Below are 20,959 nucleotides of genomic sequence, written 5' to 3'. Positions count from 1 at the left end.
TTAGGATTTTCGTTTACAACATACACAATTTCTGGTTTTTGTCAAAGCTTTTGTTAAGAAAGATGTTTATAATGGATAGCTTATAAAGGGGGGAACCGGAATCCAAGTCCCCCTTTTTAAGGGGAGCCACTGCGGTCTTGGGGTCTCCCCAAGTGGAGCATGTGGCGTGGATTTAGGGGGATATAAAAGTATTTGATACATCACTAAGGACTTTTCAAACATCCGCTTAAGGTGCTGGGTTTGGAGACTGAGCATGAACTATATCCAACTCTTCCAAAATGTCTTTGTTGAGAACTACATCCACACTTTCCAAATTCTCTTTAAGTTGTTCTAATGTCGTAGCACCAATGATTGTGCTAGGCACAAACCAATGACTCCGCACAAATGCCAAAGCCAAATGCACTGGGCTTAGTTGATAGCGCTTGGCAATATCTATATAAGCTGCTACTGCTTCACTAACTTTTGGTTTTAAGTAGCGTTGACCAAAATTTTCAAACAAAGTTACTCTTGCTTTTTCTGGTTTGCCGTTTAGGTATTTGCCAGTCAAGAAACCAAATGCCAAAGGACTATAAGCGAGTAATCCAATTTCTTCGTGATAAACTGCTTCTGCTAAGGCTCCATCAAATACTCTATTCAGTAAGTTATAAGCATTTTGAATCGAGACAACTTTGGGTAATCCCAATTGTTTAGCAGTATTACTAAATTGGGCAACTCCCCAAGGTGTCTCATTACTTAAACCGATATAGCGAATTTTTCCCGCCTTAATTACGTCGGCAAAAACTTCTAGCTGTTCAGTAATCGGAACGGTGTTTCCCACCTGAGTCGGATCGAATACCGTTTGCCCAAACCGTGGCACATAGCGATCGGGCCAGTGGATTTGATACAAATCGATATAGTCTGTCTGTAATCTTTTTAAACTATCATCTACAGCTTGTTTGATATTATCACGGTCAATTGCTTTGGCTCCTCCACGCAACCATTTAAAGCCTCGACCAGGGCCAGCAATTTTAGTAGCTATAATAAGTTGATCTCTTTGTTGATGTTTTAACCATTCGCCAATGTAAGTTTCAGTTAATCCATAAGTTTCTGCACTTGTTGGAACTGGATACATCTCTGCCGCATCAATAAAGTTGACTCCTTGGGCAATAGAATAATCTAGCTGCTCGTGGGCTTCTTCAATGGTATTTTGTTGTCCATAAGTCATAGTGCCTAGACATATTTCAGAAACCTTTAAGTCACTCTTACCAAGTTGGTTATGCTTCATGTTTTTGCATTGTTATTCGGTTACTTTAACAGTGATATTTTTGTTGAAAGTTACGCCTCTTGTCAAGCACGTTATTATTTTTAATTAACTTAGCTTCAAACACTAACCATGTTGCACTAAACCAATATAAATTTCTCAGCAAATTATTTTTTTTACTAAGCTACTAAAAATTGATAAGCAAACAGTACTATTTAGATATAATTGTTTATTGTTTCATAAATAAACCATATAAGTAAGCTAGTTGTAAGTAATAAAAATCTAAAATTGGATGAGAAAATACTTGCTTTTATTGAGTATTTGTGAAATGGACTGTTTTAGTCTCTACGCATACTACGTTAAATTTTAGGACTTACAGTAGTATATCAGGAAATCCTTAGATTCTTCTAGAATTAAGTTTTAATAAATGTTAATATTCAGCTATTGAGTCCTAAATAGCTTGTCTTTAGGGTAGTTAAATATACCAAATCTATCTAAAAGAGTTTACAACGCCTGGTAGCAATGACTAAAAGTTAGGCTGAGAATTTTTTACTGCGATCGCTTCCACTGACGCTCATATATACACAAATGTAGTTTAAATAACAAAAAGCTTAAATTTTATACTTAAAAGTTATAACCTTTGATGAGATGATTATGATACTTTTGATTCATTAAAGTTGAAGTTACAAACTAAGCTGTTGTGTTTTTAATTTGCACATTGAGACAGCAGGGGAGAGTTCCAAATACCAAGTTCTTTCCCCTCTGCCCCTCTGCCCCTCTGCCCCTCCTTTCCCTCAAGCTTGTGAGAAATGCGGGTTTAGTTCAAGGTAGGTTACGGTTCATCAAACTCAGGTTAATTTTATTTATTTTTTCTTAATTTCGCTACTAGTAAAAACCTTTTAAAAGGCTGCTGATATAAAATATACTAAGAATAAATACAGAGAACAACCTAGTAGTTCTCTGTGAGTACTCATTTTTTCATATAAAAGGGTGCATTATGGAATATCTTGCTTATTCTCACATGTTTATTGCTCAGGAAGAGGCATCTGGAAAGACCAAATATAATCCGCTTAAATCTCAATTAAATGCGGAAACACCTCTTAAATCTTCTGACATAGTTATTACTAAAAAACAGGCATCTGGAATCAGCAAGTCTAAATTTAATTGGCAAAAACTTCTTAAATCTTCAGCTTGGTTAGCTTTAGCTGGTGTTGGTGTATTACTTATTGTTGCTGCCCAAATTCAAGTGAGTTCGGCTGCTTATGTAAAGACTAACGGCAGTTGTTTACGTATCCGTACAGGCCCAAGCACTAACTACTCTTATGTGGATTGTGTATCAAATGGAGCAACCCTTCCAGCGATTGAAAGATATGAAAACGGTTTTGCTAGGCTTACTACGGGTAGATACGTTTTTGCTCGATGGGTTGGTGACAAACCTAACAATCCTACTATAAGTAGTCCTAGTGGTAGTCCTGGTGGCGTTGGGGGTTCAGTGATTCTTACTCCTGGTTCTAGAGGTCAGCTTGTGAGAGACGTTCAGACAGCTTTAGGTAATCTCAGGGTTGATGGAATTTACGGTCAAGAAACTGTTAACCAAGTCCGAAGCTTTCAAGCAAGTAAAGGTCTACTTGTAGATGGTGTAGTGGGCCCCGAAACTAGAGTAGCTCTAGGTATTTAGAAGTTAGGCAGAATTTCACTCGCAATTGCAATAATCGAACAGCCACAACAACCAAAAAAGTCAGTAATGTATAAGAGTCGAATGGCACGCTTGTAAAGGGAAAATCGTTGAGGCTCTTGGGTGCAGAGGAGCAGAGGAGCAGGGGAGCGGAGGAGCAGGGGAGAAAGAAGAAGTTTTAGGTATTGCGTTCGAATATTTAGAAATTCCCCTCTGCACCTTTGCCCCCTGCCCTTCTGCAATCTTTACGCTGCATACTCTTCAGCTTAACTTAGTGCCATTTGGATAAGAGTCCTTTACTTATCGTCGCTGTTCGCATTACTCTCCTTTGATATATTGTTAACTTTGATTGCTTGCACACCAGCCAAAATGAAATTAACTGCTGCTTGAGTATGCTGCTCAATCATTTCTGGACTCAGCAGTTGCAAATCGGGTCTAGTATGTTTGATATTTTCATAGGCGTTGAAGTACATATTACAAACCCCAATAATATGCAGAGTGGTCAGAAATGGATCGATTTGACGGAAACAACCTTCCGCCATTCCACGCTCTAAAATATTGATGAGATAGCTAAAATTTTCTTGCCAATTCCCCTGTTTGAAATACTTTCCCTGATTTTGGTTTGCTTCTTGAAACCAAAGCATTCCTCTGTGCGGGTGAGCAGCCTCATAAGCGATCGCTCCTTTGACAAGCATCTTCAAGGCTTCCTCTGGTGGGAACCGATCCAGATTTAGCTGTCCCAACTCTTCGTGCATCTCCATCGCTGGACGTTGCAGAACAGCTTGATATAGCCCTTCTTTGCTCTGGAAGTAGTAGTAAATCATCGCGGTGGTGACACCTGCACCTCTAGCGATTGCCTCTGTCCGCGCCCCTTGAAGTCCATTTCTAGCGAACTCTGCTTCTGCCGCATCAAGAATCTGCTTTTTCGTCGCTTCTGCATCGCGCACCTGACGCGGCTTTTTAGATGAGAATTTTGACTCCGTTGAACGACCCACATTGCTCCATCATCATAACCAAAATATATTAACTAAAAAATTGGTTAGTAGTTGACATAGAAGATAAAATTTATTAAATTAATATTCACTAACTAAAAAATTAGTTAATTGTCTAACTTATCCATGCAGTAGCCAAACTTAGCCGAGCAAATGCCTGGTATAGTCAGTTCGTCCATTGCAGACAAGACTTAAATTATCCCAATTTACATTCAGATGTAGGACAGGCGACACCAGCTTGTTTACAACTTTTAAGTTTCAATGTTTCGTTACTTTTTGCTCACGCATCTAGCGATTTTTCAATAAATTATCAATATTTTGGAGGAAAAATGAAACCAATTTTACCTGGTGCGCCTTGGTTAATCGCGCACAAATCTACATTAGGAGTGAATAAACCTAATAAAATTACTTTAAACGGACAGGATTATGTTATTTGGCAAAACCAAAAAGGTGAATTTTTTGCCCTTGATAACATCTGCCCCCACATGCAAGCCCCCTTATCAGATGGCTGGGTTTGTCAAGAGAGAAATACTATTACTTGCCCTTTTCATGCACTAGAATTTGATGGACAAGGCAGACTACAGCAAGGAGAAAAAAAAGATAATCAGCCTATTACAAAACCATTAGAGCTAATTATTAGCAATGATTGTCTCTGGACTTATGCTGGGTTTGAGCCAAGATTGCCTATCCCCAATTTGCATCAAAAAATTGTTGATGAATACGAGTTCCTTGGAGTAACTGGGGATAAAAGTATTCAGGGTGACTTTTTGAGCAATCTGATGGTTAACTATGACTATAACCACCAAAACGGGACTCATAAAGAACTATTTAAAATTAAATATTGTCATGTCAATTCTTTTGAGGAAAAAGGATACTATGCCACAATCAAACAAGATTTGAGGAGAGATAATAATCCGCTAGGAGAAATTATAAAAAACCCCATTTTAGGCATTCTACCCAAAAATCTCAGTAACACACTCGAATACGCTTTTCCTTCAACTACTGGTTTTTTTGCTAAAACGCCGATTGGTGATATTGCTCAAATTCATATTCTCTATCCTGAAACAGAAAAAATCACCAAGACGTTTATTTTGATGTATGCCAAAGTAGTCAATCCTTTGATGAAATTTCTGTTTAAAAATTCTGTTTTAAAAGCAGCAGCCATAGTCATTGAACAGGATACAGGTGCAGTTGAAAGTTTGTATCCTCGGCAAAAACCAAAAATTAGATTGCCAAATGAAGAGATTATGTTCTACGCAGAAAAACTCTACCATGATTGGTAATTTTGATTTGCTTTCTACACTGCTTCACCATTACGACTGGACAGTAAAACCAGATTATTCTGCGATCGCTTGTGCTTAAAAACCTTTCTCACGTAACCCTTTCACCACCAAAAAAAATTAGCCATCTCCTATAACTGATTCCAGTTCTTGAGACAGCGAATGTGTGTCTCTGAATGTTGAAGCAGGCAAGTAAACTGTAAATTGAGTCCCTCTGCCTACCTGACTGTAAACATTAACAAAACCACCATGATTTTTAATGATACCCAACGCTGTGGAAAGTCCTAAACCTGTACCTTTGCCTACCTCTTTGGTGGTAAAAAATGGTTCAAAAATCCTTTCCTGGACTTCCGACGACATTCCCATTCCAGTATCAGTCACCACGATCGCAATATAAGAACCTACTTTAGCATCAATATTTATCTGGGCAGAATGTTCGCCAATCACCAGATTTTCTGCTGCAATCCTCAATATACCGCCATTGGGCATAGCATCGCGGGCATTGACTACTAAATTTATCAGCACCTGATGTAGTTGAGTTGTGTCTCCACGGACATACCACAGATTTTTAGGAATATCTACCTGACAGATGATAGATTTGGGAAATGTTTGAGCGATAATCTGCTCCATTTCTGCCATCAAAGGCTGAATTTGCACAATCGTCCGTTTGCCTTCAATACCGCGTGCAAAAGACAATACTTGTTTGAGCAAATTAGCACCTCGTTTAACATTATTTTCTAAAGTTTGCAGTATTTGCTGACTCTGCGAATCGGGCAATTTCTTCTGCAACAGTTGAACTGACATTAAAATTGGGGATAGTATATTGTTCAGGTCATGGGCAATACCGCTAGCTAGAGTACCGATACTCTCCAAACGTTGCGATCGCAGAAGTTGAGCTTCCAGTTGTTTCTGCTGCGTAATCTCGGTGTTCACACTCAAAATCGACTTAGTTTGTCCATTATCATCTAGAATCAGTATCCACCGACTTTCAACGATAATTACTTTCCCTTCCTTTGTTAGTTGATGTAACTCACCCCGCCACTCACCTGTATTTATCACCTTCAAGTAAGCATCATCTAGCTGTGGTGAAATATCTTTATGCAAAAGTTACAACACATTCTTACCTACAACTTCTTCAACCTTCCAGCCATACAGATGTTCAGCACCTTGATTCCAAAGCAAGATTTGGTTGTGGATATTTCGTACAATAATCCCCTCAGTTGATACATCTAGCAGCAACCCTTGTTCGCGAATTTTCTGTTCTGCCTGTTTTTGCTGGGTTATATCTCGCATCAGTGCCAAATGGGTAAATGTACCATCAGATTCGTTACGCAGTGGTACAGCATGAGTTTCCATGTAGCGACGAGTACCTTTAAATCCCACAATTTCAAATTCCAAAGTCCCCTTGTTACCTTGGCAGATACTTTTATGCAAGTTGGCAAAAGCTGCTCTATATTCTGGCACAATTACAGCATCAATTGGTTTACCAATCAATACATCAGCACTTTCCACTTCCATCATTGCCAATCCTTCGGCATTAATTTCTAAAAGGGTGCCATCCTTAGCAATTAACTTGATACATTCTGGTTCTGCATCTATCATGGCTCGTAAACGGTTTTCGCTTTGGCGTAGGGCCAGTTCCATCTGCTGAAGTTGTCTGATATAATGCCACAATAAATCATACAGCAGCGCCACTAACACCAAATCCACAATAGCAGCGAGAAAAAATGTAACTATCGCTTTTTGGTAACTTGCTTGCACCTGCTGCATTCCCTGCTGTAATAAATTTTGCTCTACCTCTAAAGAATCGTGAATAAGCTGTTGGATTTCTTTGCTACTTGGGTTGTCCTTATCAGATAAGATTCGCTGTCGAACTGCCTTAAATCCCTGGTTTTGTCTGAGGGAAATCTCTTGTTGCAGAATACTGAGCCTACTGGTAATTTTCCGCTCCAGCAAATAAATCCATTGTTGTTTTTGATGGTTATTAGCAGTTAGCTTACTGAGAATTTGAATATTGCGATTAGTTTGTTGATAAGCTGCAAGATAAGTTTTTAGATCGTCTGCATCTGCTGTAATTAGGTAATTACGTTGTGCCGTTTCAGTATCTTGGAGTGTATATTTAATACTTTCAACTTGAGTAATAACTTCATAAGAAGATGTCACCCATTGCTGGTTGTGAATCAGCTTCATAGTATTGCTATAAGAGACTACAGCATTAGTAAATACAATTGCCAAGGCTAAGACGAATATTGCTTTTAGCTTGTGGACTCGATAACATTTTTTGATCGTGCGATCGCCTTTTATGCGGCAGATAACATCCATCAGTTAATATTAAAGATTAAAAACAAGTACTGAGAATATTTTAATGATTTTGATAACACGGGTAAAAAATACAATTTTTTAGAGTTGTAAATATCTGGATTTTTTGGGATGATGATTTATACATAATAGTTACAAATAAATCCGCTAGTTTTTAATATAAATTCATTTTGAGCAGTAGTGTAATCAAGGCAGTTTTAAATCATCAAAAAATAAACTACATAGAACGCATAGACACATTCGCAAAGCGTCTTGTACAGAAGTGGTTGCCCATAGAGTAGGACATCAGAGGATTATTGCGTAAGTAAGAGGATGTTTGAAAAGTCCTCTTGTCGGTATTAAAGGTTCTAGATCCCCCTAAATCCCCCTTAAAAAGGGGGACTTTGATTCTTCCCACTTTTTAAGGGGGGTTGGGGGGATCGACTTTTAACCGAGCAGTATTGAGTCCGGTATTCTCTGTGAGACGCTGCGCCAACGCGAACAAGTCAGAAAACTTTTTGTCGGCAAACCCTACCAGCGCAATGTCCTCCCAAGAACAACTGGCGTGCGAATGACCTCCGCTCCGGTGAATATACAATAATCAGCTTGACATGATTCAAACAATATGTTAATAATTATAGTTTGTGGAAACTTTACTTCTTAATATAAGCTCTTGGCTAACGTCATTGTCATAGGTGCCCAATGGGGCGATGAAGGAAAAGGTAAAATAACTGACTTACTCAGTCGCTCCGCAGATGTTGTGGTTCGTTACCAAGGGGGTGTCAATGCTGGACACACGATTGTAGTTAAAGGTCAAACTTTTAAACTGCACTTGATTCCCTCTGGTATTTTGTATCCAAATACTGATTGCATTATCGGCTGTGGAACAGTCATCGATCCACAGATTTTGATCGCAGAAATCGACCAACTAAAAGAACTAAATATTTCCACTGACCACCTGCTGATATCTGAGACAGCCCACGTAACAATGCCTTATCATCGGTTGATTGACCAGGCATCTGAAGAACGACGGGGAAGCTATAAGATCGGCACAACAGGTCGGGGCATTGGGCCGACTTATGCTGACAAATCTGAACGTACAGGGATTCGGGTTTTAGACTTGATGGATCCCGATGGGCTACGTGAGCAGTTGGAGTGGACGATTAATTATAAAAACGTCATTTTAGAAAAGCTTTACAACTTGCCGCCTCTAGATGCACAAGAGGTGATTGAACAGTATTTGGGGTATGCAGAACGTTTGCGCCCTCACGTTGTTGATACATCGTTAAAAATATCCGATGCGATTGGGCGACGGCGCAATATTTTGTTTGAAGGCGCACAAGGTACGCTCCTTGACCTAGATCATGGAACTTATCCTTATGTCACCTCCTCTAACCCCGTCGCGGGTGGGGCTTGCGTTGGTACAGGGGTAGGGCCGACAACGATTGACCGAGTAATTGGCGTGTCGAAAGCCTACACAACGCGGGTGGGAGAGGGGCCATTTCCCACGGAATTGGATGGAGAGTTGGGTGAATTGTTGTGCGATCGCGGTGCCGAATTTGGCACAACCACCGGACGCAAACGGCGCTGCGGCTGGTTTGATGCGGTCATTGGTCGCTATGCCGTGCGAATTAACGGCATGGATTGTATGGCATTGACCAAACTGGATGTCCTCGATGAATTAGAGTCAATCCAAGTTTGTGTAGCTTATGATATAGATGGCCGACGCAGCGAACACTTCCCCACAAGTTCTCGTCAGTTTGCTCGATGTCGTCCCATCTATAAAACCTTACCAGGTTGGAAAGTGTCAACAACCCACTGCCGCACCCTGGAAGACTTACCACAGCAAGCACTGGACTATCTAAAATTCCTCGCCGAATTAATGGAAGTCCCGATCGCGATCGTCTCACTAGGAGCAAGCCGCGATCAAACAATAATCGTAGAAGACCCCATCCACGGGCCCAAACGCGCTTTATTGCAGGCTGACGGCACACCTGCTACCTTGCTAAGTGCGTAAATTAGTCATTGGTCATTAGTCATTGGTCATTGGTGTTTACAACTGACAAATGACAAATGACAAATGACAAATGACAACTGACAACTAACAACTGACAAAGGACAACTTCTATGGCTATTACAGTCGAATCTCAAAAACGTCCAGAAGGCAGCAAGCCAAGAGCTTTGCGCCGTTCTGGATTGATACCTGGAAATTTGTACGGTCACAAGGGTACAGAATCAATTTCTTTGACTATTGATGCTAAAACTGTTGAGCGCCTGCTCAAAAGGGTTTCAGTTAATAACACCTTGATTGAATTAAACATTGCTGATGCACCTTGGCGTGGTAAAACCCTGCTGCGGGAACTTCAAATCCATCCAGCAAAAGGTACGCCCTATCACCTCAGCTTTTTCGCGGTTGCTGGTCACGGTGACACCACTGTAGAAGTACCACTGCGTTTTTTGGGAAATGCTGTTGGTGTTAAACAAGAAGGAGGTTTTTTAGACACTGTTATCACTGAGTTGCAAGTGAGCTGTGCGCCAGAAAACATCCCGGAAATAATTGAAATTGATGTCTCTAACCTGCAAATCGGAGATAGCTTACGTATTCACGAGCTAGTCTTGCCTCAAGGTCTTACAGTTCTTGGTGATACGGAGCGAGTCGTAGTTAGCGTCTCGCAGCCGCAAATCAGTGCTGCTGCTGAGGATGAGGCTGAGTTAGAGGGTGAAACAGTCTCTGAAGCTACGTAAAGTGTGTAATAATTTTTGATGATAGCCAGGGGGAAACTCCTGGTTTTTTTGTATTTGAACCGCAGAGGCGCAGAGAGCGCAGAGGAATAGAAATGACAGAAGCGACTCTTCCAGTCTTAATTCAGCAAATGTTGCAGCCTGGATTTTATCCCCATGCGGTAACAGAACCCATTGAACTAATTCAAACTCACATTTCTTATGTGCTGCTGACTGGAGATTACGCTTATAAGTTGAAAAAACCGATGAACTTTGGCTTTTTGGACTTTTCCACCTTAGAAAAGCGGCAGCATTTTTGTCAGGAAGAGTTACGGTTAAATCAGCGGGGTGCTGGTGAACTATATTTAGAAGTTTTGCCCATAACTCTGGTAGGGGAGCAATACCAGTTAGGGGGAACGGCTGAGGCTGTAGAATATGTGCTGAAAATGCGGCAGTTTCCTCAAGAGTCGCTATTGAGTACATTTTTTGAACAGGGTAAGTTAAATGAGACACTTCTAGATGAGTTGGGACGGGTGGTGGCTCAATATCATGCCGAAGCACAGACGAATGATTATATTCGCAGTTTTGGTGAAGTCCCAAAAGTCCGGGCTGCATTTGACGAGAATTATGAGCAAACTGAGAATTATATTAGTGGCCCCCAGACTCAAGCACAATTTACAGAAACAAAGCAATATACAGATAAGTTTTTTGCCGAATGTCCAGAATTATTTGCTAGCAGAATTCACAACAACTATATTCGTGAATGTCACGGGGATTTACACCTGAGAAATATTGCCCTGTGGCACGATAAAATTTTGCTGTTTGATTGCATTGAATTTAACGAGCCGTTTCGCTTTGTCGATGTGATGTACGATGTGGCGTTCACGGTGATGGATTTGGAAGCGCGGCAACGCAAAGACTTAGGTAATGCGTTTTTGAATGCCTACATAGAGCAAACTGGAGACTGGGAAGGTTTACAGGTGCTGCCTTTATATTTAAGTCGGCAAGCTTATGTCAGAGCGAAGGTGACATCATTTTTGCTAGGCGATCCGAGTGTACCTGCGACGGTAAAAGAAGAGGCGACAAAAACCGCCAGTGAGTATTACAAACAAGCTTGGGAGTATACTAAACCAAAGGTTGGAGGGCTAATTTTGATGTCGGGGTTGTCGGGTTCTGGTAAAAGTACCACAGCCAGATATTTAGCCCGTCAACAGGGAGCGATTCACCTGCGTTCTGATGCGGTGCGGAAACATTTAGGGGGAATTCCTCTGTGGGAAAAAGGTGGCGATGATTTGTATACACCTGAGATGACCGAAAAAACCTACACACGGCTGTTGGAATTGGGAATTATCCTTGCGAAACTTGGTTTTTCGGTGATTTTGGATGCCAAGTATGATAAACAGCAATTGCGGCAAGAAGCGATCGCTCAAGCTACAAAGCACGAAATTCCCTTTCAGATTATCCAATGTACAGCACCGCTAGAAGTTCTAAAAGAGCGTCTAAACAATCGCACTGGTGATATCGCTGATGCCACCGCCGATTTATTATCTTCACAAATCAAACAAGCTGAACCTTTCACTGAAGAAGAACAAACCTACGTAAAGATTTTGGATACAACTCAAGTAATTCGTAATTCGTAATTCGTAATTGAATCGAAAATTACGAAGTACGAATTAGTATGTAGTTAATAGCTTTTTTTACTGTATGGCAGACAAAAAGAACGACTTTTTTAGTATTTCTCCCACCTTCTTTTCTCAATTGTTATTTGGGGCATTTTTAACATTTATATTAGTAATGACCGGCTCTGCGCCAGCCCTAAGTATCTTCTTAGGAATCATGGGCGGTTTCATCCTCAGCTGGATCACAAGTTTAACCAACAATAGCACCCAAGCACCAACTGTAGCCTCTTCTGATGGCGTTGATACAGGACTGAAATACTGGTTATTTTTCATGCTTGGCTTTGTCTATTTGGGGTATCCACCACCAATGAGTATCTTACTAGGTGGAATAGGCGGTTTAGCTGGAGGCTGGATTATTGCTTGGTGGGGAAGTAAGGAAGAAACTAGAACTCAGTTGCAAGTTGAAGAATCAGAAGAGAGTGAAATTGAACCAACCAACGACAGGATCAACAAAAGGCAAATCAGAAAAACCGCCCGCCGTTACCGTCGCACTCCTGGAAGTAGTTTTAATTTCAGATTTTGGGAAAGGTAGGAACTGGGGATTAGGGACTGAGGACTGGGGAATGGGAAAGAATTATTTTAATCTTAATACCCAGTCCCCAATCCTCAATCTCTAATCTTTAATACCCAATCCCTAATCCTCAATATGTTTTTATATCTATCCAAATTACTACCACTATTTTTTTATCCACTCGGATTAGCCTGTGTCAGTTTGGTAGTGGCATTAGTCACATTGTGGAAACGACCGCGCACTGCGGCGATCGCAATTGCTTTTGCTCTAAGTTTATTACTATTTTGTAGTAATGCTTGGATCGCTAAATCATTGGTGCGATCGCTAGAATGGCAAAATCTCCCGTCTGCTCAAGTACCTGTTGCAGAAGCGATTGTGGTTTTGGGTGGCGCAACTAAATCAGCTTTTTTCCCAAGACCTACGGTTGATTTGAGTGAAGCAGGCGATCGCGTGATTTATGCCGCACAACTATATCGCCAAAAAAAAGCGCCTATAATCATTCTTAGCGGGGGGCGCATTGATTGGCGTGGTAGCGGTTCGCCAGAATCGGCAGATATGGCAACAATACTGACATCTATTGGTATTCCATCTGAGGCAATCGTTCAGGAAACTGAATCTCTTAATACTTATCAAAATGCTGTAAATGTCCGAAAAATTTTAGAATCTCGTAATATTAAACAGGTATTATTAGTTACTTCTGCAATGCACATGCCGCGATCTCTGCGGATTTTCCAACGTCAAGGAATTAATGCTATTCCTACACCCACTGACTTTTTAGTTACTCAGGGTGAGCTGCAAGAACTTAGTAGCACTCCCAAAGCCGCTATACTGAATTTATTACCTGATACCGACAACTTGCACCAATTTACCACAGCTTTAAAAGAGTACATTGGTTCTTTTGTCTATGGTTTGCGTGGTTGGCTTTAATAAAGCTATGAGTTATTAATTAAGTGAATCATTCTCGAATCCGTTATTCTGGATTTGTCTATAATTTGCGAACGTACACGACTAGGGGTGGGTTGAAAGAAGAGAATCGGGCTTGAGTGCGATCGCAGATTTTGAAGAGTTTCAATTACCATCCCGACTAGGAGTGGGTTGAAAGAAATCATCAAAAACTGAAGTTTCAGGGCTGAGTTTCAATTACCATCCCGACTAGGGGTGGGTTGAAAATAGGTTGTTAACTTGTCTTAATAAGACTTTAAAATGGTTATAAAGTAGGGCTGATCATGGGAGGGTTGAAAGGAGTGCTGCGATCGAACAATTATAAATAATCGAATAATGCACTTGGATTAATAACTTATTGTGTAGTCAATAGTAAGACAAAACGACATTAATTTGCGAAAACTCAGAATAATCGAATTGACTCCGAAAAATAGTCTCAGCGACATCAATTTGAGAAAAACGACATCAATTTGAGAAATGCGACACATAATGTACGAATGTACAAGTACAAATGGTGTCCATTAAATAATTATTGTCACTTTTAAAGAATTATTGTCCAATTTCCAATAGCTCTCTAATAAGCCAAAAGCCTGACTACAAAAGTCTTTGAGCCATATTTTACCTTGAATTATTCTCTCGCTACTTTTAAAGTAAATGATGTCATTTTTCTGATAAATTTTTAAAGTAAATGATGTCATTTTTCTTGGAAGACGGGTCAAGTGTATGTCTACGCGTTCTTTGAGTCAAGGCGCTAATCTCCCCGATCATGAGGAAGTTCTTGCTACTGAGCAGGGTGGAGAGCAGGTAGAGGGGAAGTCTTATCTACTGTTTAATGATGATTCGCCAGAGTTTCAGCAAAAAGTCGATATCATTGATGCCATTGTGCAAGCATCAAATAAAAAGGTTCGCAGAGAGGCGATCGCAGATGCAGCGAAAGCTCTGGGTAAAAGCACTCGAACCATTAAACGCATGATAGCGAAAGTTGAACAGATAGGAGTTGCAAATCTAGCTGTTGGGCGCAAGGATAAGGGAGAATATCGTATTTCCAAGTATTGGCATGATTTTATTGTGAGCCTTCATGAATGGGGTAATACAGAAGGTTCTCGGATTAATCACAATCAGATTTTTGTCTATTTAAAATCTTTAGCTTCTAAAGGAGAGGAATTACAACACAAGAAATATGATGAAAAATTTAAGAGATACTCTCAGGTGAGGGAAGATTTAATAGCAGGGCGGCATCCTTCTCATGTCACTGTTTATAAGGTAATAAATTGTTATTTAGAAGAGAAAAATAAGACAGTACGTCATCCTGGATCACCCATAGAAGGAAAAATTCTTCAAACAACTGAAGGTATTTTAGAAATCACAGAAAGCAACCAAATTTGGCAAATAGACCATACGAGATTAGATATTTTGTTGGTTGACGAGGAATTTAAACAAGTTATTGGTCGTGCATACATAACGTTAGTAATGGATAGTTATTCTGGCTGTATCGCAGGTTTTCATTTAGGTTTTGAACCTGCTGGCTCACATGAAGTTGCTTTGGCTCTGCGTCATGCAATTTTACCAAAGCACTATGGAGCAGAGTACGAACTCGAACAAACATGGCAGGTTTGTGGAATTCCTGAATATATAATGACAGACCGTGCAAAGGAATTTAAGTCAGAACATTTAAAACAAATTTCGCTACAGTTAGGTTTTATACGACGATTGCGTGCTTTTCCACAGGCAGGTGGTTTAATTGAATCTATTTTTGACAAGATTAATAAAGAAATTTTGTCTTTCTTTGGTGGATATACTGGTTCAAGTGTTGAAGAACGCCCTCCCGAAGCTGAAAGAACTGCCTGTCTGACGCTTGATCAATTAGAAAAAAGATTGGTGAAATATTTTGTAGACCACTACAATCATCATGATTATCCAAGGATTAATCAAAAACGTATTGTGCGATGGAAATCCAGTTTTTTATTAGAAGAACCTGAACTTATCGATCAACGTGAACTAGATATTTGTTTAATGAAAATTGCGATACGCAATGTAGAAAAACATGGTTCCGTAAACTTTCTTGGTTGGGTATATCAAGGAGACTGCTTGTTAAATTATGAAGGTAAGCAAGTTTCTTTAAGATATGACAAGCGTAATATTACAACAGTTCTTGCTTATACTCGCCCTATTAACGGTGAACCAGGAAATTTTATAGGTGTTATACAAGCTAGAGATTGTAAACGAGCAAGAATGTCTCTGGCTGAATTGAACCATATTAAGAAAAAATTGCGCGATGAAGGTAAACAAGTAGATAATTCCTCTATTTTAAACGAACGATTGTCTGTTTTTGAGGATGTAGAAACAACTCGTAAGGAGAGACGCAGAGAACGCCGTAAAAAAGCCCAGCAAAAACACGAGGTTAAAACTAACAAATCAAAAGTAGTAGAGTTATTTCCTGAAAATGCAACACCAGAGGAAATAACAACATCACAAGAAGATTTAATATCTACTTCTGACGCAGTTGCACAAAACACTGTAAATTCAATAGATAAGCAAGTTACGCAAAATAAACCTGATCCCAATCAAACAGCCAAAGTTAGACGGCGACCTAGAGTAGGTGTGAAAGATTGGAACCAATTTATGAAGGATAATTGGTAATTGCCATGTCAGAGACAAACTTAGCCAGTGCCAATCTAGAATTTCAGAAGTCGTTTGATGCAAGTTTGCAACCTGCTGAGGAACTACGGCGATCGCCTGAAGCACAAGCTGAGGTTGAACGGATTGGCAAAGCTAACACTTACCTTCCCCTAGACCGCGATACGGAATTGTTTGACTGGCTTGATGACCAGCGTGATGCAAAACTCTGTGGTTATGTTACCTCTGCTACAGGTTCTGGCTTATTAAAAGCCTGTCAACTGTACAGGACGCAATATGTGAAACGGCGAGGAACTCTGTTAGAAATTCCTGCGACTGTGATCTATGCCGAAATTGACCAGCATGGTGGGCCAACAGATTTATATTGTTCCATTATGGAAGAAATAGGTCATCCGCTTGCTCATGTTGGAACACTGCGAGATTTGCGATCGCGTGCATGGGGAACTCTTAAAGGATACGGTGTCAAAATACTCATCATTGGTAATGCCGACTATTTAACATTGGAAGCTTTTAATGAGCTAATCGATGTTTTTATAAAAATGCGAATTCCAGTTATCCTAGTTGGAACTTACTATCTAGGCGATAATATTCTTGAACGGAAAAGTCTCCCATACGTGCGCGTTCATGACTCATTTTTAGAGTCATACGAGTTTCCTAATTTAACGAAAGAAGAAATAATTGAGGTTGTGGACGACTGGGAAGAAAAATTTCTGCTAGAAAACCGTCGATTAAATCTTACTCAAATTGATAGTGCAATTTCTTATTTGGAACAGAGATCCAAAGGTTTGATTGAGCCTTTATATGATTTAATTCGCAAGATTGCAATACTGAAAATTGATGAACCGAATTTTGAACTGAATCAACACGATTTGACCCAACGTTTTGGTAGACGTAAACAACCAAGAGTTAAATTTGATAGGAAAGGCTAAAATATGTCCTTTGCTTAAATATCAAGATATTCGGGCATGAAATATAAGCTATGAAGCTAGAAATTAATGATTTTACAGGATTATGGGACTTAATCTCTTAATCGATACTTTTGTTGCCAACAAAACTTAGTGTTTGCTCAATTGATTTCAACGCTGATTGAATATCTCCACTCAGCGCATCTGCCTCAACTTTAATTACAGCCACACCCTTCCCAATTTCCGTCAGAGATTTTTTTATAGTCCTGATTCGTCCTAAAGCTGTGCGAATCTGCTGAATTTGTTGTTCAACAGCAGTCACATCCAGTTCTGATTCAAAGGTACGCAATTTATTTAACCTTTGCTGGATCACCAAAAAGCGGATAGCAATAATTAAAAATGGATGGGTTGTGGCGATCCAATAACCTGACTCAGAAACTCCCTCTGCCCAATCACCGATTTCTTGTGCTAACCCCTCACGGGAATAACTTAAAAAAATTGCCGAATTAGCAGAACGCCGCACCATTGCTTCTTGTAAATGTTGAGTGATTGCTTGACGACCAAAAGGTTTTGAGGGTCTGTTTCTTAGCTCGATCGCAATTGATACTTCAATTGCAGCTAGCGATTTACTTGTAAATTTGACAAGAATATCGCCAGTGTCTCCATCATTACCAATATGCTCTACCTCCGCACCACTCAACTTTGACCAATTTTGCAACTCGACAACAACTAACTCCTCATAAGTTATGCCTTTTGCAGTTGTCTGCTCAAGTACTTGTTGTGTTACCTGTTGATCTCGAATTTCCCTAGTCAGTTTTTCCACTTGTTCAGCTAGCGGTTTGACCGACTCGGAAACCACATTTTTGACTGCCACTGCCAGAGTACCGTTTTCCTTAGTGGCATTTACTAATGCTGCTTTAAATGCTCCCTGGATAGAATCAGAACGTTTAGCATCTAATAGTTGACGTAATGAAGAGAGAAAGCGGCCAACAACAGAAGTTTCTCTGGCGGGGTCAATTTCGTGTGTGAGCAAAGTGCCGACGCTATTGAGTTTTTCAGTAAGGACGGCTGAAGTCAAATTAATTTGAGCTTGCAGTGGAGCTAATAATTGGCCATTATCTGTTCCGACTTGATTAACTAATTCCTGCCCAAAAGACTCAGCAATTACTTTGACTGCCTGCTGAAACTCCACCAATAAAGATTCCATCTGCTGCTTAATTAATTCGTTGCCATGACGAGTTTGAGCAGTTTGCAAGCAAAGAAATCCTAACTCAAAAGCATCCCGGCAAATATCCTCGTATTCTGACTGGGGAAATTGTTGTAAATAGCTGATTGCATTTTTGAGAGGGATTGCCATGCGATGAATCAGGACATGGCTTTGGGTCAATTCAATACTAGAGGGCAAGTAATAGGAATCATTGGTGGAACGGTTCATGGAGCAGGGCTAGGCTGGTGACGATAAATTGCACCCTACTACCAATTTTTTATGTCAGTCAAGGTGATGAAGAAAAGTTTTGTCAATTTGCAAAAACTGAAGGATTAATTCGGGTGTTGAGGATTATGCCATTCTTCCAACAGAGGGTTAATTACTTCGGCGTTGGCGAAAAGAAAATCAGCCACAGCCATAATTCTCTGATAAGGTAATCCAGCTTCTCGGCGGCTGGCTTGTCCACCCAACCAGTGATAAGCCGTTGATTTAGAGATGGCACAGATTTTTGCTAATTCTTCGTAACCTAATCCCCAACGATAGCTAAAATCTTGGGGGGACATGAACATTTGGTTGTGCAGTTTTAGCAACTGTTGATGTTGTTGCGCTTCAGACATGATTGCCCTGAAGCCTTTCTAAGAATGAGTTATCTAGGGGTTCGATATCTTCCTCGAAAGCAAAGTCACAGGCACAGGTGTCACGAGAGGGACTGCGCTCATCTAAAAGAACTAAGTAATGTAAGCCAGTGGCAATGCAACTAGCTTGTTGAGTGTATATGACTCCAATAACGCGACCATAATCACCGTTGGGTACTTGAAACCAGCGCACCCATTCACCAAGACGAAATCTCTGGTGGGGTAATTCGCTGGGAATTACTTCTGGCATCGCTACTGGCGGTATTTGGCGGAGAATATCACGCATAGAGGCTTTCCTATATCTCAAAAGCTATAAGCATTCTTCAAGTTACTGCAAGCATTAAATTAGTGTTTTTTAATATTCTTACTTTATCAGATAAACATTTTAACACATTAAAAAACATTGCTAAACATTTTTGAGATTTTAAAAAGGGTTGCAGGGATATGATGATCTGGCGGTAAATATTTCTAAAGTTGATGAGCCAAAGCAATCGCGGACAAACTTCGATATAATCTTTCCCCAAAAAGATATACGAGGCTTTGGTGAGATGGGCGAGACAAGATTCCTAAAATTGCTGATCAAACTGTTTCATAGTATTATTCGGTTAACCGAACAATTAGATTCGGTTAACCGAATAATACTCTCAGCATCCAGGATTTCAACCAGCTTGCTGCCAAGATAACTGACTAGATTGCTATGGCAGTTGTTAAACAGTTTGATTTCCCTTGTCTATGGCAAGCCGTTTAGGTATTGAAATGTAGTTATGGAGCCAGAAGCTGTTCAACAGCCGCCTTGGTATGTAGAACCCAACGAAGGGGAGAGTATTAGTCACTATTTTGGACGATTTAGGCGACACGAGGCAGTTTGCGTCTCATTTCCTGGGACATTAAGTAAAGCCGCAGGAATTGGCCCAGTATTAGCACGGTGGGAGAAATTTCGGTTTAATCCATTTCCCAGTCAAAAGGAATTAGAAGCAATTGCTAAATTAATTGGTTTAGATGTAGACCGAATTGCTCAAATGCTCCCGCCCAAGGGTGAAAAAATGAAAATGGAGCCAATACGGTTGTGTGCTGTGTGTTATGTAGAGCAACCATATCATCGATTAGAGTGGCAGTTTCAATCAACTGTGGGGTGTGATGATCATAAGCTGCGTTTGCTTTCAGAATGTCCCTTTTGCAAAGAGCGTTTTGCTATCCCAGCTTTATGGGAACAGGGAGAATGCAAAAAATGTCATGCCCCTTTTAGAAGTATGGCAAAGCGTCAGAAGCCTTACTAAGTTAAATCACTGCAATCTAGTTATTGTGGTTAAAATTTTTAGTTATTTGCTGTACAAGCATTAACAGGGCTTCACAGTTAGCAGTTGTTTTTAATAACATCTAACAAAAATAAAGCCAATTAGCTGGGTATAAAATACTTTTTTGCCTTCCAGTGGTAACATGAGTGATTGTCTGTAAAAAGACATTTATTTAATTGATGGGTTAAACAGAGAGTAAGTTAGCAAAAAGTTCATTAATGCTGGCTTTGTTTATACTCGCTATCAATAAAGTGCTAATACCCACGAAGTAAAAGCAAATTTCTGCTCATCACAAAGCCAGGGATTTTACTGTTATGGCAAAACTCACCCTTCCGAAGCTGGAACGTCACCTTTTTGCGGCGGCTGATATTTTGCGCGGGAAGATGGACGCTTCTGAATATAAGGAATTTATTTTTGGGATGCTGTTCTTAAAGCGGGCTGCTGATGTGTTTGATGGGCGCTATCAGCAAATTGTTAAAGAATTTATGGATAAAGGAGAGAGTGAGGAAGCTGCTAGGGAAAAGGCGGACAACCCTAAACGTTATGTTCCGACTAATACAGAAGCTTATACGTTATTTGTACCACCACAATCTCGTTGGAATACGATAGTTAACACTTTTCATCAACAGATAGGCGATAAACTTAATACTGCCTTACAAAGTCTTGCTGATGCTAACCCGGCGGTGTTGCGGGATGTTTTTGACCATATTGATTTTAATAAACAAGTGGGTGGCAAGAGTACGTTAAGCGATTTGCAGTTACGCCAAATGATAGAACATTTTGACAAGCGATCGCTACGTAATGAAGATTTAGAATTTCCCGATTTGCTGGGTGCGGCGTATGAGTATTTGGTTGAGTCGATGGGAGGTATTATCCTCCGCACCTCTCAGTTAGAACCGAACGTGAGACTTTCACCTCATTCGGCTCCCGATATTCTTAGAC

At 40.2% G+C, this 20,959-nt stretch carries 18 protein-coding genes; 11 read left to right on the top strand and 7 right to left on the bottom strand.

Translation table 11 applies throughout. The annotated features are described in order from the left end of the window. Nucleotides 1-226: 226 nt before the first annotated feature. Nucleotides 227-1,264: an NADP(H)-dependent aldo-keto reductase gene (locus tag V7K42_RS26980; protein ID WP_334920529.1), complete on the bottom strand. Its 1,038-nt coding sequence runs from the start codon at nucleotides 1,262-1,264 to the stop codon at nucleotides 227-229. 973 nt (nucleotides 1,265-2,237) lie between these two features. Here V7K42_RS26980 and V7K42_RS26975 point away from each other — a divergent pair. Next, nucleotides 2,238-2,918, top strand: coding sequence for a peptidoglycan-binding protein (locus V7K42_RS26975; protein ID WP_334920527.1), 681 nt, complete (start codon nucleotides 2,238-2,240; stop codon nucleotides 2,916-2,918). Between the two features lie 293 nt (nucleotides 2,919-3,211). Here the strand turns inward: V7K42_RS26975 and V7K42_RS26970 are convergent, their stop codons facing one another. Continuing rightward, entirely contained in the window at nucleotides 3,212-3,910 is a 699-nt protein-coding gene (locus V7K42_RS26970) for a TetR/AcrR family transcriptional regulator (protein WP_334920525.1), read from the bottom strand. 326 nt (nucleotides 3,911-4,236) lie between these two features. Here V7K42_RS26970 and V7K42_RS26965 point away from each other — a divergent pair, with 326 nt between their 5' ends. After that, on the top strand, nucleotides 4,237-5,190 hold the full coding sequence (locus V7K42_RS26965) for a Rieske 2Fe-2S domain-containing protein (RefSeq protein WP_334920523.1): 954 nt from the start codon (nucleotides 4,237-4,239) through the stop codon (nucleotides 5,188-5,190). Between the two features lie 117 nt (nucleotides 5,191-5,307). Here V7K42_RS26965 and V7K42_RS26960 read toward each other — a convergent pair whose 3' ends face one another. Together V7K42_RS26960 and V7K42_RS26955 are read right to left on the bottom strand one after the other, a co-directional pair. Beyond that, complete coding sequence (locus V7K42_RS26960; RefSeq protein ID WP_334920521.1) at nucleotides 5,308-6,291, bottom strand: two-component system sensor histidine kinase NtrB; 984 nt, start codon at nucleotides 6,289-6,291, stop codon at nucleotides 5,308-5,310. Between the two features lie 3 nt (nucleotides 6,292-6,294). Next, nucleotides 6,295-7,509, bottom strand: a complete 1,215-nt coding sequence (locus V7K42_RS26955) for a CHASE3 domain-containing protein (RefSeq protein ID WP_334920519.1) — start codon at nucleotides 7,507-7,509, stop codon at nucleotides 6,295-6,297. A gap of 649 nt (nucleotides 7,510-8,158) precedes the next feature. Between V7K42_RS26955 and V7K42_RS26950 the strand changes: the two genes are divergently transcribed. The 7 genes from V7K42_RS26950 (at nucleotide 8,159) to V7K42_RS26920 (ending at nucleotide 16,904) form a co-directional block, all read left to right on the top strand. After that, nucleotides 8,159-9,502, top strand: coding sequence for an adenylosuccinate synthase (locus V7K42_RS26950; RefSeq protein WP_334920517.1), 1,344 nt, complete (start codon nucleotides 8,159-8,161; stop codon nucleotides 9,500-9,502). Nucleotides 9,503-9,612: 110 nt separating this feature from the next. Beyond that, nucleotides 9,613-10,230, top strand: coding sequence for a 50S ribosomal protein L25/general stress protein Ctc (locus tag V7K42_RS26945; RefSeq protein ID WP_334920515.1), 618 nt, complete (start codon nucleotides 9,613-9,615; stop codon nucleotides 10,228-10,230). A 92-nt stretch (nucleotides 10,231-10,322) separates the two neighbouring features. Further along, the gene (locus tag V7K42_RS26940) at nucleotides 10,323-11,846 is read left to right on the top strand and encodes a bifunctional aminoglycoside phosphotransferase/ATP-binding protein (protein WP_334920513.1); all 1,524 of its coding nucleotides are present in this window, start codon (nucleotides 10,323-10,325) and stop codon (nucleotides 11,844-11,846) included. A gap of 64 nt (nucleotides 11,847-11,910) precedes the next feature. Beyond that, entirely contained in the window at nucleotides 11,911-12,417 is a 507-nt protein-coding gene (locus tag V7K42_RS26935; protein ID WP_334920511.1) for a hypothetical protein, read from the top strand. Nucleotides 12,418-12,531: 114 nt separating this feature from the next. Continuing rightward, nucleotides 12,532-13,323 carry a YdcF family protein gene (locus V7K42_RS26930; protein WP_334920509.1) on the top strand — a complete coding sequence of 264 codons (792 nt, stop codon included), beginning with the start codon at nucleotides 12,532-12,534 and terminating at the stop codon, nucleotides 13,321-13,323. Nucleotides 13,324-14,061: 738 nt separating this feature from the next. Further along, nucleotides 14,062-15,978, top strand: coding sequence for a Mu transposase C-terminal domain-containing protein (locus tag V7K42_RS26925; RefSeq protein WP_334920508.1), 1,917 nt, complete (start codon nucleotides 14,062-14,064; stop codon nucleotides 15,976-15,978). Nucleotides 15,979-15,983: 5 nt separating this feature from the next. Further along, on the top strand, nucleotides 15,984-16,904 hold the full coding sequence (locus V7K42_RS26920) for an ATP-binding protein (protein WP_334920506.1): 921 nt from the start codon (nucleotides 15,984-15,986) through the stop codon (nucleotides 16,902-16,904). A 97-nt stretch (nucleotides 16,905-17,001) separates the two neighbouring features. On the opposite strand, the gene V7K42_RS26915 is transcribed toward V7K42_RS26920, so the two are convergent. From V7K42_RS26915 to V7K42_RS26905, 3 genes are all read right to left on the bottom strand, one after another. Beyond that, on the bottom strand, nucleotides 17,002-18,315 hold the full coding sequence (locus tag V7K42_RS26915) for a hypothetical protein (protein WP_334920504.1): 1,314 nt from the start codon (nucleotides 18,313-18,315) through the stop codon (nucleotides 17,002-17,004). Between the two features lie 104 nt (nucleotides 18,316-18,419). Next, complete coding sequence (locus V7K42_RS26910; RefSeq protein WP_334920502.1) at nucleotides 18,420-18,704, bottom strand: helix-turn-helix domain-containing protein; 285 nt, start codon at nucleotides 18,702-18,704, stop codon at nucleotides 18,420-18,422. After that, nucleotides 18,697-19,008, bottom strand: coding sequence for a hypothetical protein (locus V7K42_RS26905; RefSeq protein WP_334920500.1), 312 nt, complete (start codon nucleotides 19,006-19,008; stop codon nucleotides 18,697-18,699). The genes V7K42_RS26910 and V7K42_RS26905 overlap by 8 nt, the downstream gene beginning before the upstream one ends. Before the next feature lie 478 nt (nucleotides 19,009-19,486). Between V7K42_RS26905 and V7K42_RS26900 the strand changes: the two genes are divergently transcribed. Together V7K42_RS26900 and V7K42_RS26895 are read left to right on the top strand one after the other, a co-directional pair. Next, nucleotides 19,487-19,999: a TniQ family protein gene (locus V7K42_RS26900; RefSeq protein ID WP_334920499.1), complete on the top strand. Its 513-nt coding sequence runs from the start codon at nucleotides 19,487-19,489 to the stop codon at nucleotides 19,997-19,999. A 332-nt stretch (nucleotides 20,000-20,331) separates the two neighbouring features. After that, a partial coding sequence (locus tag V7K42_RS26895; protein WP_334920497.1) for a type I restriction-modification system subunit M N-terminal domain-containing protein occupies nucleotides 20,332-20,959 on the top strand: 628 nt, incomplete at its 3' end.

The organism is Nostoc sp., assembly GCF_036917455.1.
GTDB lineage: Bacteria > Cyanobacteriota > Cyanobacteriia > Cyanobacteriales > Nostocaceae > Nostoc.
This window is presented reverse-complemented; position numbering and strand designations above follow the sequence as displayed.

Excerpts from the sequence above, each read along its gene's own strand:
- V7K42_RS26910 (WP_334920502.1), bottom strand. The coding sequence starts at position 18,704 with ATGTCTGAAGCGCAACAACATCAACAGTTGCTAAAACTGCACAACCAA.
- V7K42_RS26965 (WP_334920523.1), top strand. The coding sequence starts at position 4,237 with ATGAAACCAATTTTACCTGGTGCGCCTTGGTTAATCGCGCACAAATCT.
- V7K42_RS26900 (WP_334920499.1), top strand. The coding sequence starts at position 19,487 with ATGGAGCCAGAAGCTGTTCAACAGCCGCCTTGGTATGTAGAACCCAAC.
- V7K42_RS26930 (WP_334920509.1), top strand. The coding sequence starts at position 12,532 with ATGTTTTTATATCTATCCAAATTACTACCACTATTTTTTTATCCACTC.
- V7K42_RS26935 (WP_334920511.1), top strand. The coding sequence starts at position 11,911 with ATGGCAGACAAAAAGAACGACTTTTTTAGTATTTCTCCCACCTTCTTT.
- V7K42_RS26945 (WP_334920515.1), top strand. The coding sequence starts at position 9,613 with ATGGCTATTACAGTCGAATCTCAAAAACGTCCAGAAGGCAGCAAGCCA.
- V7K42_RS26980 (WP_334920529.1), bottom strand. The coding sequence starts at position 1,264 with ATGAAGCATAACCAACTTGGTAAGAGTGACTTAAAGGTTTCTGAAATA.
- V7K42_RS26905 (WP_334920500.1), bottom strand. The coding sequence starts at position 19,008 with ATGCGTGATATTCTCCGCCAAATACCGCCAGTAGCGATGCCAGAAGTA.
- V7K42_RS26940 (WP_334920513.1), top strand. The coding sequence starts at position 10,323 with ATGACAGAAGCGACTCTTCCAGTCTTAATTCAGCAAATGTTGCAGCCT.
- V7K42_RS26955 (WP_334920519.1), bottom strand. The coding sequence starts at position 7,509 with ATGGATGTTATCTGCCGCATAAAAGGCGATCGCACGATCAAAAAATGT.
- V7K42_RS26915 (WP_334920504.1), bottom strand. The coding sequence starts at position 18,315 with ATGAACCGTTCCACCAATGATTCCTATTACTTGCCCTCTAGTATTGAA.
- V7K42_RS26975 (WP_334920527.1), top strand. The coding sequence starts at position 2,238 with ATGGAATATCTTGCTTATTCTCACATGTTTATTGCTCAGGAAGAGGCA.
- V7K42_RS26925 (WP_334920508.1), top strand. The coding sequence starts at position 14,062 with ATGTCTACGCGTTCTTTGAGTCAAGGCGCTAATCTCCCCGATCATGAG.
- V7K42_RS26920 (WP_334920506.1), top strand. The coding sequence starts at position 15,984 with ATGTCAGAGACAAACTTAGCCAGTGCCAATCTAGAATTTCAGAAGTCG.